This is a genomic window from Bacillus sp. RB3, from assembly GCF_030164735.1.
Lineage (GTDB): Bacteria > Bacillota > Bacilli > Bacillales > Bacillaceae_G > Bacillus_A > Bacillus_A cereus.
This window is the reverse complement of the sequence record NZ_JASNGE010000040.1, coordinates 25,737-40,883: the sequence shown is the minus strand read 5'-3', so window position 1 is coordinate 40,883 and position 15,147 is coordinate 25,737. Positions and strand designations below refer to the sequence as shown.

The window sequence follows — 15,147 nt, the reverse complement described above, 5'->3', positions numbered from 1 at the left end:
GAGGAATATAATATTAAATTAATATGGTAGATGTAATTTTCAAATAAAGAGAATAGCTGAAACATCAATGATCTAAGTGAACCGCACCTCCAATGTATTAGATAGTTATCTAATAATTGGAGATGTGGTTTTATTATTTTGATTTGCAATAACCCTAATCAGTTAGTTAATTAGAATCAAATAAGAAACATAGAAATAGGGGGAATAATATGAATTGGAGGTTCCTTCCTGAGAGTAGGGAGTCTCTTTAATCTCGCTACCGATAATTAAATAATATGTTAATTAGATTTGATTATTGTATGCATCGCCTTTTCTTCAATAAATATTAAGTGATAAACTTCATATATAGTATATAAGGAGATTATCTCATGGGTTATTTATAAATATTAGATGGGGAGTATTTGACACATACATAACCTAAAGATTTAGATGAAATTAATATAGATAAGTATTTACTACGATTGCCTTCCTATTTTTCTTAGAATTTTTTTAGTGAATCAAAATTTAAATTGCGTATACATCTTTTGTACTAGTAGACCTAAGTCTAAAAGTATGTACAATTAGACCATTTGACTAATGGGTAAACTTCACAAACTGATATATACTAGTATTGTGTCTTGCCTTTTTAGGTGTAGTACACAGCCGGTGATTGGCTAGTGGATGTCCTTCCATTTTGCCAGTGCCGGTTTTTTGTTGGATAATAGAGAAAATGAATTTTTTATAAGGAAAGAAGGGGTTGTTTTGAAAGATGTAAATTCTATCTTTATGAGAGAAAAGATTGCTAGTTTTTATCTTTATTTTATTTCTTTTCTTGGTTTGGTTACTATAACTATATCTTTACTTGAAATTAAAATCCCTTCTCATCTAACAATACTAATATTGTTGTTACTTTTTATGGGGATTGCAGAGTATTTTCCTGTAAGATTTTGGAGAGGAACTAGTTCGCTTACCTTTCCGATAATTTACGCTATGAGTTGGCAGTTTGGAATCCATATAACTATTGTTGCTATTGTACTTGTGACGCTAATTATTCACCTGCATCGTCGTTCACCGATACAAAGAATGTTATTTAATAGTACTCAACATGCACTTAGTTTGATCTTTGCCAAATGGTTTTCAGACAAATGTATGTCCTTAATAATTAATAAGATAGGTATGTCAGTTCTGTATGAGAATTTAATATCTTTGTTATTATTTTGCATGTTTTTTTGTTTTTTCAACAATCGCTTTTACGATTTGTTAATGATACTTCTTCCGCAGCCATATTCAATTTATCAATGGTATAAAAAAACTATTACGGTATTTCTTTGCGAAACTTTTGGTTTCTCTTATGCGGCACTGATGCATGTACTAATTAGTACATATAGTGTGGAAGTAAACGAAGTTACAGTGCTGTTTTTCTTTTTTCCACTTGTAGCAACTTCCGTTATTAGTTCTTTTTCTGTACGGATAAGGATGGAGAAAGAACGATTATATGAGTTATTTCTTATTACGACCGAAATTAGTCGAGGATTAACTGGAGGAAACTTGAAGCATATTAAACAAGCACTTAAAGGTTTTTTTGGCATACAAGCATATGTAATATGGACAAAAGATGATGGAAACTGGAATATTCTATTAAAAGATGGGAAAGTTCGCCTTGATATTTCTGATCATTTAGAAAATTACGATGCGTTTGAGGGACTTTCTAAAAATCTTGTATTTAATGATTGGAAAATTGGTACGGCTCCTGGAGATGAAATATTTGAAAGTGTCATACGCTCACTTGTATATTTTCCTCTTATTGTTAATGATGAACTAGTCGGAATGTTTGTTGCAGGGAAAAGTAGAAATGCGGGCTTCTTTCCAGAAGATGTACAGTCGTTAGCTACATTTTCTAACCAATTAGCTAACGTAGTTAAAACAAGGATATTAATTTCTGAACAGGAAAAAAGAATGATTTTAGAAGAAAGAAATAGAATTGCTCGAGAAATTCACGATGGTATTGCGCAAACATTAGCCGGGGTGATATTCCAACTAGAATCCGCGCAGAAAAAATACCGTGATAAACCAAAAGACATGCAGCAAGTAGTAGAGAAAAGCATAAAAGATTTAAGAGAAAGCCTAGGAGAAGTTCGCTATTCTATTTATGCTTTAAAACCATATCCGACACAACAATTGGGACTTAAGCAGGCGATAGCAAGTAAAATAAAATCTTTAAGACAAGAATATGAACTAGACATTACATATCATGAAAGAGGTCATGCACGTGCGCTTAGTTTTTCAAAAGAAAGAGTTATATTTGATACATTACAAGAGAGTTTGCAAAACATTGTAAAACATGCACAGGCAAAAAAGGCTGATGTTTTACTCAGCTATCAAAGTGAACACGTGCTTTTAAGGGTTAAGGATAACGGAGTTGGCTTTTCACTATTTGAGTCTATGGTTAAAACGAAGAATGAGCCACATTATGGTATATTACATATGAATGAACAAGCTGACCAATTAGGGGCTACTTTACAGATTGATAGTTCTGTAGGAAAAGGGACAGAAATTACACTGTTAATTCCAGATTCACAAACAAGGGGTGCGTAAAATGATTAAAATATTAGTAGTAGATGATCATGCTTTTTTACGGGATGCAATTCGGAGCATACTAGAGGATGAATCTGATATGAAAGTGGTTGGAGAAGCTAGCTCTGGGGATGGAGTATTGGGAAAAGTAGAAGAATGCCGACCAGATTGTATTTTGATGGATATTAATCTTCCAGAGAAAAATGGGATTGAAGCTACAGAGTTAGTGAAAAAAAAATATCCGAGTTGCCGTGTACTTGTGTTTACAATGTATGAACATGACGAGTATTTAATGGATGCACTCCAGGCCGGTGCTGATGGTTATTTATTGAAGGATTCATCATCAAATCAGGTAGTAGCAGCAATTCGAATGTTATATCGAGGCGATTCAGTCATTCATCCGCGTATGACTAAAAAATTAATTACATATCATCAGCAAAAAATGAAAGTAGAATCAAATGAAAATGAACTGACGGAACGTGAAAAGGAAATTCTCTTTGAACTAGTAAAAGGACTTAGTAATAAAGAAATTGCTGAAGTTTTATATATTAGTGATAAAACAGTTAAAATTCACATCAATAAAATTTTTAAAAAGCTAAATGTGAAAAGTCGATCGCAAGCAGTGATTTATGCAGTCCGAAATCAATTAGTTCCGCTAGATTAAATAAGAAATCTATCAAAGAACTATCGTGTCGCTTTATTCTGTATTACAAAGAATAAAGGACAAGGTAGTTCTTTTGTACTATGTAGGCATAGAATCCTTAGAGAAAAGATACTCCTTTTGTTTAATTTTCAGAATAATCGAAATGTGAAATAATAAAAATAGAATTACATTTTAATCTTGTTAATAATTCATTTTGTGAAAATCTTTTGTTGGAAATAAATTACGGAGGGCTCTTATAGAAAGAGTAAAGTGAGTGGTTAGCTATGTGAGGTATGGGGATGGTAGTAGTGTTGGAAATCTTTCATGATACAAAAGATTAAGATTAATAGAGTTTCCAATGCTACATGGGAATTTAAGAATCAATTTGTTTCAAAAAATAATATTAATAATGGGGAGATGTAATATGAAACGAGGGAAATTTGGAAAGATTCTTATTGGAACGTTAACAGTTGGAATGTTATTGTCTCAAGGAATTCCATATAACGTATTAGCGGAAGAGGTAAATACATCTACTTTAACTGGAATTGATGATGCAAATGCTATCTTAAAAGGTCTTACAAAGGAACAACGTAATGCCTTAAAAACGTTAGATACAAAACCAGGTTTTGTTATTTCGCCAGGTATCAATACAACAAGTCCTAATAATGTGAATGTGATTATAGAATTTAAGCAAGCGCCTAGCAAAATAGAGGTATTAAAACAAGCGGCTAAAGGGAAAAAATTAGCTCTTTCAAATGCGGAACAAAAGGTAGAGGCATCACATAAAGGATTTAAAGCAGAGCTTGAGCAGCTTCAAAAGAATAAAGAGAAAGGGACAAATGTAAAATCTGCAAAAATAACAAGAGAATATAAGAATGCTTTTAATGGTGTAGCGATTTCTTTACCAGCAAATATGATCGAAGACTTAGTTCGTACCGGTATCGTTAAGCGCGTATGGGAAGATCATGAGGTTAAAATTGATTTGCCGAAAGAAACAACTAAGACTGTTGTTGAACTGAAAATGGCGGATAGTGTACCGCAAATTGGTGTGGACAAGCTGCATGATGAAAAAATAACAGGGAAAGGAATTAAGGTAGGTGTACTGGACACAGGTATTGATTACAACCACCCGGATTTGAAAGATGCATATAAAGGATATCGTGCAAAACAAGGTGAAGATCCAAGTAAAATAGATCCGAACTCCATAAAAGGATGGGACTTTGTTAATAATGATGCTGATCCAATGGAGACAACGTATAAGGATTGGCAAAATTCTGGAGGATATCCAGAGATTTATGAGGGGAGTGCATATTATACATCCCATGGTACGCATGTAGCTGGGACAATTGCTGCAGACAAACAGAATAGTGTGGATTATGCAGTGAAGGGTGTTGCTCCAGATGTAGATTTATATTCATATCGCGTATTAGGCCCATATGGAAGTGGACAAACAAGCGGTATTCTTGCTGCGATTGATAAAGCAGTGAAAGACAATATGGATGTTATCAATTTATCACTAGGTGCGTCTATTAATGATCCTTTATATCCTACTTCTGTCGCAGTGAACAATGCGATGTTAGCTGGTGTTGTTACAGTTGTAGCAGCAGGTAATAGTGGTCCGGAAGAAGGTACCATTGGATCACCTAGTGCAGCGGCACTTCCGATTACAGTTGGAGCCAGTAACGCTGCAATGAAAATCCCAACGTTTTCCGTCGATGCAGGTGATTTACATGTGGATAAGATGATGCTACTTGGAAAAAGCTTTACTGATAAGATTGAAGATTTGAAAGGTCAATCCGTATCAGTTGTATATGCAGGGCTCGGGAAATCAGATGATTTTACAGGAAAAGATGTAAAAGGAAAATTAGCTCTTATCCAACGCGGTGAGATTACATTTGATGAGAAAATTAAGCATGCTAAGGAAGCAGGCGCAAAGGCGGTAATCGTATATAACAATGTAGATGGTGAAATTACAAGTTATCTTGGGGAAAGTACTGCATCTATTCCATCGTTCCGCTTAACAAAAGTAGATGGTGAGAAATTACAAGCAAAAGCTGTACAAGGAGATGTGTCGTTAGCGTTTGGGGAACTAAGTAATATAAAAACAGAGGGAGATCACTTAGCTGATTTCAGCTCCCGTGGTCCTGCAACTAAGACAGATGATATTAAGCCAGATATTGTAGCACCAGGTGTGTCTATTTTCTCAACTGTTCCTGAATATATTAATGATCCAAAAGATGGAGAAAATTATCCGATAGCGTATGGACGTATGTCAGGTACCTCTATGGCAACTCCTCATACTACAGGGGTAGCGGCACTCATTTTACAAGAACATCCAAATTATAGTCCATTTGAAGTAAAAGAAGCACTCATGAATACCGCAGTTGACTTAAAAGAAGAGCGTTCTGTATTTGAGGTGGGCTCAGGACGAATTGATGCATACCGTGCAGTTCATGCAGATACATCAATCGAGGTTGTTGATAAAACATCAAACGTTGTAGGTGATGAAGAAGTAGAAATTGAAGAAAAAACAGGTTCTATTGCATTTGGGTATAAAAATCAAATTGAAAATGGGCCTATTAAAGATAGTCGAAAAGTTTTAATTAAGAACAGCAGTAAAACAGATGGGAAAGAGTTTAAATTAGAGGTGAAATTTTCACCTACAAGTGTAGGTGTGCAAGATGCAGCGAAGAATGGTGTGAAGCTAAACGTACCAGATTCTATTAAAGTAGCTCCTGGTGCATCAGAGGAAATTAGCCCTGAAATTACCATTCCAGAAAACGCTGAATTTGGTAGATATGAGGGCTATATTCATATTTCAAATAAAAACAATGAAAAAGAAGTATATCAAGTACCATTTGCAGTTAAATTCACAGAAAAAGGGATTGCGTCTGTAGATTTACTGAGAGATGCAATGGCAACAGATGCTTCTAAATTCCATCCATTTATGGAAAGACCAAGTTCGCCGTTGACATTTAAATTAAATAGTCCTCTCGAAACCATTGATGCAATTGTAAAGGACCGAACGACAGGGAAGGCATTAGGAGTCGTTGGTACACTTAATGCAAGTAGTCTAACACCGAATGTTGAATATATGATGTTTTCTGGTATGGGAGGGTATGTACTTCCATTCACAGGAGATCCAGCTCATCCAATTGCGGATAAACCTGTTATGTTGCCTGATGGAGATTACGAATTGAACTTCGTTGGATATGATAAAGAAGGAAAATCTTATACAAAAGGCGATAGCATTATCATTGATAATGTAATACCTGAAATGAAATTTAAGGATGTACAACCTGGTATACACGAAGTCAATGATTCTATGTTTAAAGAAGAAGACGGCCAGCGTGCATTATGGGTGCATGGTAATATTTATGATTCTACAGTAGATGCATTAAAGGCAAAAGGCTTGCAATATGATCAAAAAGCGAATCAAATTGTATATTATCAAAACTCAGCCTTCCCATCAGGATGGTTGAATACAATTCAAGCAAATGGTGATTTTAAATTTGGAGTACTTCCAGAAGAAATAAATGAGCCGTTAAATTTAAAATTATTTGGATATGATCTTGCAACTGCAGGGAATATGGCAACTGGATATAAAGATTACGTCTTTGTAAAAGAAGGGACAGAATACGCTGTTCCAAGTTATGACAAAGATAAAATCAAATTAGGAGAGAAAATTACATTAACTTTGAATCTTAATAATGTAAAACAGCTTATGTCAGGTACATTTGAAATTCCTTATTACAAGCAGCTATTTAAATTTACAGATGTGAAACCAAATCCAGCACTTACGGAATATGTAGAACAACATGGATTGAACCTTAAATTAGAAGATCCGAAGATAAGTGAAGCAGGAGCTTGGGAAAACAAGGTGAAAGTTGGCGCATCATTGGAGGGAAAAGAATTTAAAGGATTAGATGGAGATAAACCATTTTTAGATGTTACATTCGAGATGACGAACGATGAATACTTTAATGGTTTGACTGCATTTGGAGTAGATAAGTTCTCCTATACAAAAGTTGGTGCATCAGAAGGCATTGAGATTCCCGCGTTTAAAGATAGATCTTTTGCTATTGTTTCGAAACATTCAACGGTTACAGGATATATTGGCCCGGAAGCTTTCTTGAATGAAGAGGGGTATTTAGGTAAGAAAGACTATACAAAACTAGGAGCAAAAGTGTACGCAGTTGGCAAGGATGGAAAGAAATATACAGGAACGATTGGTGATAACGGACAATTTGAAATTCATAGTGTTCCAGTAAGCGATAAAGAATATGATATTTTCGTAGAAATGCCAGGTCATTTAAATAGTAAATTAACAACAAAAATAGGGAAAATGCAGGATGGAGAATTAGTGGGACAAAACTTTAGAGCTGACATGGATGATAACCTTGCAGGTGATGTAAACGGCGATAAAATGGTAGATATTCAAGATGCTAGAATAGCAGCTTTATCGTATGGAAAAGGAAAAGTATCTGTAAAAGATGGAGATATAAATCAAGATGGTGTTGTAGATGAAACGGATGTTCGTTTAATTGAGAAAAACTTCTTGAAAAAGGGCCCAGATGCTAAAGGAAACGAGAAACCGAAAGAAAATGTAGGGCCAGTGACGTTAGAGAAAATTTTACGCTCTATCGGTTTAGAACCAAAAAAATAAGTGGACAAACTTCTAGAGTAAATAAAGGCATCAGACAATGGATATTAAATGAAATGGATTGGTTAACAAATGACCGGTAATGATTTACGGTAACATTACCGGTCATTTTAAGAGTCATAGTCGTTTGGGTACATGAAGTAACTAGTTTAAAGTAAGTTCGCTTTCATTATGGGACAAGGAAGTTGCTTAATTATTATTGTTGTTTGTGGGATGGAAATAAGGTTTGTAGTTTAAACTTTAACAATAGGGGGACTTGTGAAATGGGTATGAAGAAAAAACTTGGTATGGGTGTTGTAACTGCAGTGCTTGGCTTATCCTTAATTGGCGGGGGAACATATGCATATTTTAGTGATAAGGAAGTATCACAAAACACGTTTGCAGCGGGTACTTTAGATTTGAGTGTGAATCCAGAAGTTGTTATTAATGTCGACAATCTGAAACCAGGTGATGAAATGGAACGTGGTTTTCAATTAGTAAACAAAGGAACCTTAGCAATAGGAGATGTGAAACTCCTGACAGATTACAGTGTAATCGATGCGAAAGGGGATAATGGAAATGCTGATTTTGGTGATCATATCCGTGTTGATTTCTTGTGGAACTTGGATAAAAATGAGGTTCCAATTTGGTCTACTACATTATCTGAATTAAAGGTAGCTACGCAAAATGGAAATATTCCTAATCTTGTAAAGAACGGTATTGTAGATCGAGAAGGAAATGGATTTGCTCCAGGTGATGATGATACATTTTATGTAATGTTTACATTCGTAGATAACGGTGAAGAACAAAATGTATTTCAAGGAGATGCGTTGAAATTAAATTGGACTTTTAACTCCATGCAAGCAAGCGGTGAAGAAAAGTAAGTGTAATAATTTGTATACTATATGTGTGAGACATATCGTATACAAATGAAGGCGTTTATCCTCAATGGTAAAACTCCTTTTTAAAACACATCGTAAACATATTTTGCGATGTGTTTTGTTGTAAGTTGGAGAGTACAGAAATATTAAATGATTATCCAGCTTTTGAGATACTTTGAGGGAATTTAGCACCTTACGCTAGCTTAGCAGCTTTCCTGTCCCCTTTATCCCCAAGAAGACGTAATCCAGTTATGATGAGCATACATCCTCATACGCGAAATTGAAAGTAACAACTAGTGCATGCTCACAAAACTTTTCATCCTATGGCAGAGAAGTTCTAGAAAATCAAGAACACCCTGCAGAGAATAAGCTGAGGGACTTACTGGCTCATGTAAAAGAGAAGTATATGAAAGTGAAGGGCTAAATTTTAAAATTCTAAAAAGGGTGAATGGATGATGTTAGGGATAGGGTTGATTGTATTAAGTATTTTACTTGTCAGCATTGTATTTTTACCATGATGCTTTATTCCAAGTGAGACAGAAAACATGTAGTATTTTTATTCGTAATCATCCAAAAAAGAAAGAGGGATATTTGTTACAATCACGGCATTGTAGAAGAAATAGAATAAAAGAGGAAAATATATACTGTTACAAATTAATATTCCATGTGTTTTTTGAACATACATTACTTATCTTTAATGTATATATTGAATATATAAATATATTGTGTTATGATGTGAATTAGAAACTCGCGTGTTTCAAATACAACATTTTTATCTTTTTGATGACCTCTTATCTTTCCGTAAGAGGTCCTTTTTTTATCCCTCCGTATTGTATAGCCGCTAAAATACTATGAAAAGATACTAGAGACTACTACATTGTGATATCCTCTAGTATTTTTTCTTTATCTATATTATCTATTGTTAGGTAAACGACGAATTAGTACTTTTTGTATAATTTTCAAAAAATAACTTTGAATCATTATTTATTTCAATATAAAGTAATGAAAGGACATATTTGACTATCGTCTTTAATTTTTCCGACAGCAAGCAAAGCTAGCATGTTTAATGCATAATCAGACGCCTGTAAATGAGCATTACTATTTAAATTTTTACCAGAGAGTAATTTAGTTAATTAGTAGAAAAAGGAAGGAGACTATTTGGCTCCTTCCTTTTTCTCATACATACATAACGCTTGTTGACAACTTATGAAATAATAGCATTCATCGCTATTAAAATATAACATTAAAAGCAATTAATTAGATATGTAATTTTGCATATATTGTACTATTTCATGAATAGGAACAAAACTATTTATTCCTTTCTGTATGGAGACAAATAGATTTAGGTTTACTTAGGGTAAGAAGACCTGATCATTGATTGCTGGTTAAACCATATTTCTACGTATTTGAAACAAATTATTTTACTGAATTGTATGTTAAAGAGAGTGAGGGATTTATGAAATGTAGATTATTCCTTGATTTCTTACTCGTGATTTTACTTGGACATCGGAAAAGAAGTTACGTTATATACGATTTCAAAAGCGGATATTATTCAGTGCATCCAAAGATGCGCTCCGTTTCCTGTTTCCTATCCTACTAAATTACCATTCCAAGCAAATTTCTTCTCTTTCAAACAATTCATCCATTGAATAAAGATAATTCGGCCATACGTATCGGAGGACATGAAACTTTCTTAATACCATTTGGAATATATTTCAATATACTTCCGATACTATAACAGATCGAAAATTTCTTTATTGGAGGTATATAATGGCATATCCATTTCGTAACTTAGTATTTGAAGGTGGCGGGGTAAAGGGAAGCGCTTATATAGGTGCCATCCGTGCACTAAATGAAGAAGGGATTTTACCAGAAATACAACGATTTGGAGGGACTTCAGCAGGAGCGATTACTGCATTACTTTTAGGTCTTTCCATTCCATTCGCAGATCTTGTAAAAATCCACAAAGACATGAATTTCAAAGCGTTTAAAGATGATGATTTTTCGATTGTACAAGATAACATTCGTTTATTTTTTGATGGTTTTGGTATCTATAAAGGGGATTTTTTCACTGAGTGGGTAGGAAAGATCGTTGAAAAGTGGACAGGGAGTAAGGACACAACTTTTCAGCAGTTGTATGACAAAACAGGAAAAGACGTGTTTTTCCAAGGAACGAACGTTTCTACACACCAGCTTCGTACGTTTTCTCGCGAAACGACACCTGATGTCCCGTTAGTAGTTGCTGTGCGGATTTCGATGTCCATCCCATTCTTTTTTAAATCTGTGGAATGGGATAAAGATTATTATGTAGACGGAGGTGTACTCGATAACTACCCAATTCGTTTATTTGATCGGAAAAGTTTTGTGAATAAAGAAGAACACTTCACGACCACAGATACGATTGACGAGGTTAATAAACTGATAAGCAATATAGAGGATCATTCTACACTAAGAAGCTTACACACGAAATACAATGCATCTTTCTTTGATCCTACAGATGAAATTGTCTACAACAAAGAAACACTTGGTTTCCGTTTAGAATCTCAGGCGGAGGTTGCCATGTTAAAACATATCGCAACCTCAACAGAACATCATATTGGCCATTCTCTTATTCATTTTGCATGGAATTTGTCTCAAACCATGATCAAAGGTCATGAGAGCGGAAAAACCACCAAAGAAGATGCTGCCCGCACTGTATTTATTAATACATTCTTTACGTCGTCGTTTAATTTTGATATCACAGAAGAAGAAAAGAAAACACTCATGAATTCAGGTTATACTTCTACTAAAGACTATCTACATCAGTTTAATACGTCTGAAGTAAAATTGTTTAATCGACCATAAAGCCGAGTGCAATGCACTTGGCTTTTTTTAATCGTCCTGTAAATTCTTTTTTTAGTAGCTAATAAAAATTTAGATAGACTATGCATAGAACAAGAGAGAGGAGATAACAGAAAGTAATAAATATAAGTTTTGATGACTTCTTATTTTGTAAAACTAGGGTGTAGAAAGGGTGAAACAGGTGGAAGAAAAACGAATTATGATTTATACAATTTTTTGGCTAACATAGTACAAAAGAGAACCTTAAAACGGTGGATAGGAATGTATCAAAAAATGAATAGAGTAGCAAGGCGGATTTATTGTGGAAGTAGGGATTTTCCTTTTTCTTTCTACTGATAATAAAACGTTATGTAGACTGGGGATGTATAAGGTATTCATTGCTATTCCTTCAAAATGCTGATGTTACATCACATTAAAATAACCTCTAATTTAAGTATTGAAATTCTCTAAATCTCGATGTATTATATTCTTGTATTTTCTCACTTTGCGAAGCCTAGAAAACATCATCACTTCTGAAAGAACTCGAACTCTAGCCGGTTCTTTGAATTTACTTGAACTTATTTTTGAATCATTGTATTATATTTTCGAGTCTTACTCATATAAATCATTATCAGGAGAATCTGCAAATTTGCAGGTTCTTTTTTATTTTATTGAAAGTAAAATTTTAGCCAGTCGTTTATTTTCATATTGTTGGTTTTTATACGTGTTTGGTAAAAAATCAATGTGTTGCAAAAAAATACTATGCTGAAATCTAGTTCGGTATAGCAATGTGCATATAAAAGATCTCACTTTGCTATATCCCCTAAAAAGAGTCATAAAAATCTATATTTTTTTAATTCAGTTGCATACTACAAAACTTCTTTTAAAAGAAATGTATGTACATACACATTATATTTTGTTCTATAACTCTCTAACTTTTGTTCACGATAGTCTGTTAAGTACAGAATTATTGGCGGGTGGTGCAATAGGTGCAGAAGATGTGAAAACAAATGAAAAAGTACAAGTTGCTGTTGCAGGTAAAGAGGGAAATATGACGTATAAAGAAATTGATAAAGCGGAATCTCCATTGTTATTTGGAATGTATCCTTTATGTTAAGATCCTAATAAGAAGTTAGTTTTTTTTGATAATTAATATTTATACAAAATGTATAATTAATATACTAAAACGTTTTTAAATTTTATTAATGTATTCCTTTTCATCTGAATGAATTATTTATTGCAACAGGTTTCCCGTTCAAAACAAGATGTTCAAACAAAAGACAATATAAGTATCTTTATAATGATTTTTCAATATAATCAATGTGTTTATGAAAGGAACTCTGTGTTATTTTTGCTTTTTTACTAACTAATACAGCTTCAAACAAAGGACACAATTGCTACATACTAAGTATAATTTATTACCTATTCAAAATTCTGTCTATTCAATCTTTCTAAAAATAAAAAAAGATTAAACTTATAAATATACAAGTTATAATGAGGGCGTCGAGACACAATTTATTACTTCTAGAGAAAATATCAAACCTCGTTTTGGATTAAAAATTCTAAAGAACTTGCCAGTAATTTTTTAAAATTGGACATACTGATATGATTACTATACGGAGGATAGCAGATTAGAAGGGAAGTTTATTCAACTCAATAAAGAAAGCGTTATCAAACAAAACTTGTTTTGAATCGATCATTCTAATAACTTAGATTCAACTACAGCTAAAAATAATAAATTATGGGGGTGCTTATATGAACATGAATGTAGCATCTATTAAAGAAAAAAAGATTGTTAAATACAAAAGTTGTTTTGATGTGATTGGGCCCATAATGATAGGCCCTTCAAGTTCACATACTGCAGGTGCTTTGGCTATTGGAACAGTTGCTAATAAATTATTTCAAGGTCTTCCCAAAAAAGTTGTGGTAAAGTATTATGAATCATTTGCTGAAACCCATAAAGGTCACGGAACTGATTTTGCAATTATTGCTGGTATATTAGGCTTAGCTGCTGATGACAGCAAAGTGCCAGATGCTATTAAAATAGCAGAGTCTAAGGGAATTGACATTACCTTTATTGAACAATTGGGTAATAGTCCTGCTGGTCATCCAAATACGGCAGATGTATATGCAGAGGATGAAAGTCGAAGTATTAGAGTAATGGGTATTTCGGTCGGTGGTGGGTTGATTGAAGTCAAAAATGTTGAAATTGATGGATTTAGCTTAAATCTGCAGGGGCCATTGCCAGTTGTTATTGCGATTTCAGAAAGAGCTGACTTTGAATTTGTTTTACGCAGGATCTTTAAACAATATGATGTGGAAATTAACAACTTTCATAGTTTGGAAGATAAAACAAAATATTTATATGCATTCGCTTTGGATTCGATATTGCCAGGTAATGCTCAGAAGGAATTAGGAGATTTAAGCAATATAGCTAATCTTATTATTCTTTAGTCACATTAAGGAGTGAAAAATATGTATATGGCCATAAAAGAAATTGTGGATGCAGCTAATAAAAGCCAAAAGCAAATTTATGAATTAGCAATCGAACAGGAAATCAAACAAACTAAAACTTCTTATGAAGAAGTATGGAGTAAAATGGAACGAAATTTAGCGACTATGCAACATGCAATAAATAAAAGTATCGAGGGCGACGGTGTATTTTCTCCAACAGGTTTGACCGGAGGGGATGCTGTAAAAATTAAAAACTATCGAGAAAATAGGAAAACTCTTTCTGGAGATTTGATGGTGTTAGGGATTCAAAGTGCTATCGGTGTTAATGAAGTAAATGCTGCATTAGGAGCTATTTGTGCAACTCCAACAGCAGGTGCGAGTGGGACGATTCCGGGAGTCCTATTTAGTATTAAAGATACGTTGCAGTTAAGTCATGAAGATATGATTCATTTTCTATTCACTTCAGCGTTATTTGGAACGATAGTCGCAAACAACGCTTGTATTTCAGGAGCGTATGGAGGATGTCAAGCTGAAGTAGGAAGTGCCTCAGCGATGGCGGCTGCAGCTGCGGTAGAAGCTGCGGGTGGAACGCCACAGCAATCTTCTGAGGCTTTTTCGATTGCATTACAAAATTTACTCGGTTTAGTTTGTGATCCGGTCGCTGGTTTGGTAGAAATTCCTTGTGTAAAGAGAAACGCCATTGGAACGGCAAATGCTTTAGCAGCAGCGGACATCGCATTAGCTGGCGTAAACAATCTCATCAATGCTGACGAAGTGATTGAAGCCATGTATAGAGTTGGAAGACAGATGCCTCGCGAATTAAGAGAGACAGGTTTAGGTGGTATTGCAGCTACACCTACAGGAATTTCCATTAAAAATAAAATCTTTGGGGAGAAACAATCAAATCAATAAGTTATCGAATATATTGTGAAGTTTTTAACAATCTTTACTCTATTGTTCGCCTAAGGAGTCTGTATATTGGGGGAGTTATCAATAAAATATACTACTATATAATTAAAATATTTTATAAGTGGTAACAAACCCTTCAGGTTGGTGCTTCGCTAATTTTTTGATTTTTATTAACCTAGAAGGGGGATATTCGTTGTGGGGCACTATATAAGCTATTCATTTTTCAAGAACGGTCTATATTCCTA

General features: G+C 34.1%; 8 protein-coding genes. All 8 read left to right on the top strand.

Annotated features, from left to right (window positions below; all coding sequences use genetic code 11):
• Positions 1-741: 741 nt before the first annotated feature.
• Complete coding sequence (locus QO049_RS27325; protein ID WP_098963310.1) at positions 742-2,574, top strand: GAF domain-containing sensor histidine kinase; 1,833 nt, start codon at positions 742-744, stop codon at positions 2,572-2,574.
• 1 nt (position 2,575) lies between these two features.
• Positions 2,576-3,217, top strand: coding sequence for a response regulator (locus QO049_RS27320; protein ID WP_087947587.1), 642 nt, complete (start codon positions 2,576-2,578; stop codon positions 3,215-3,217).
• 403 nt (positions 3,218-3,620) lie between these two features.
• Complete coding sequence (locus QO049_RS27315) at positions 3,621-7,862, top strand: S8 family serine peptidase (RefSeq protein WP_246962782.1); 4,242 nt, start codon at positions 3,621-3,623, stop codon at positions 7,860-7,862.
• 260 nt (positions 7,863-8,122) lie between these two features.
• Entirely contained in the window at positions 8,123-8,722 is a 600-nt protein-coding gene (locus QO049_RS27310; RefSeq protein WP_246962784.1) for a TasA family protein, read from the top strand.
• Positions 8,723-10,489: 1,767 nt separating this feature from the next.
• Positions 10,490-11,563: a patatin-like phospholipase family protein gene (locus tag QO049_RS27305; RefSeq protein WP_000331137.1), complete on the top strand. Its 1,074-nt coding sequence runs from the start codon at positions 10,490-10,492 to the stop codon at positions 11,561-11,563.
• Between the two features lie 868 nt (positions 11,564-12,431).
• Positions 12,432-12,656, top strand: a complete 225-nt coding sequence (locus tag QO049_RS27300) for a hypothetical protein (RefSeq protein WP_246962786.1) — start codon at positions 12,432-12,434, stop codon at positions 12,654-12,656.
• 638 nt (positions 12,657-13,294) lie between these two features.
• Positions 13,295-13,993: a serine dehydratase beta chain gene (locus QO049_RS27295; protein WP_001056999.1), complete on the top strand. Its 699-nt coding sequence runs from the start codon at positions 13,295-13,297 to the stop codon at positions 13,991-13,993.
• Positions 13,994-14,014: 21 nt separating this feature from the next.
• Positions 14,015-14,905: an L-serine ammonia-lyase, iron-sulfur-dependent, subunit alpha gene (sdaAA, locus tag QO049_RS27290; protein WP_000281779.1), complete on the top strand. Its 891-nt coding sequence runs from the start codon at positions 14,015-14,017 to the stop codon at positions 14,903-14,905.
• Positions 14,906-15,147 lie beyond the last annotated feature (242 nt).

Coding starts and splice junctions, on each gene's coding strand:
- sdaAA (WP_000281779.1), top strand. CDS start 14,015: ATGTATATGGCCATAAAAGAAATTGTGGATGCAGCTAATAAAAGCCAA.
- QO049_RS27320 (WP_087947587.1), top strand. CDS start 2,576: ATGATTAAAATATTAGTAGTAGATGATCATGCTTTTTTACGGGATGCA.
- QO049_RS27305 (WP_000331137.1), top strand. CDS start 10,490: ATGGCATATCCATTTCGTAACTTAGTATTTGAAGGTGGCGGGGTAAAG.
- QO049_RS27310 (WP_246962784.1), top strand. CDS start 8,123: ATGGGTATGAAGAAAAAACTTGGTATGGGTGTTGTAACTGCAGTGCTT.
- QO049_RS27300 (WP_246962786.1), top strand. CDS start 12,432: ATGTATGTACATACACATTATATTTTGTTCTATAACTCTCTAACTTTT.
- QO049_RS27315 (WP_246962782.1), top strand. CDS start 3,621: ATGAAACGAGGGAAATTTGGAAAGATTCTTATTGGAACGTTAACAGTT.
- QO049_RS27295 (WP_001056999.1), top strand. CDS start 13,295: ATGAACATGAATGTAGCATCTATTAAAGAAAAAAAGATTGTTAAATAC.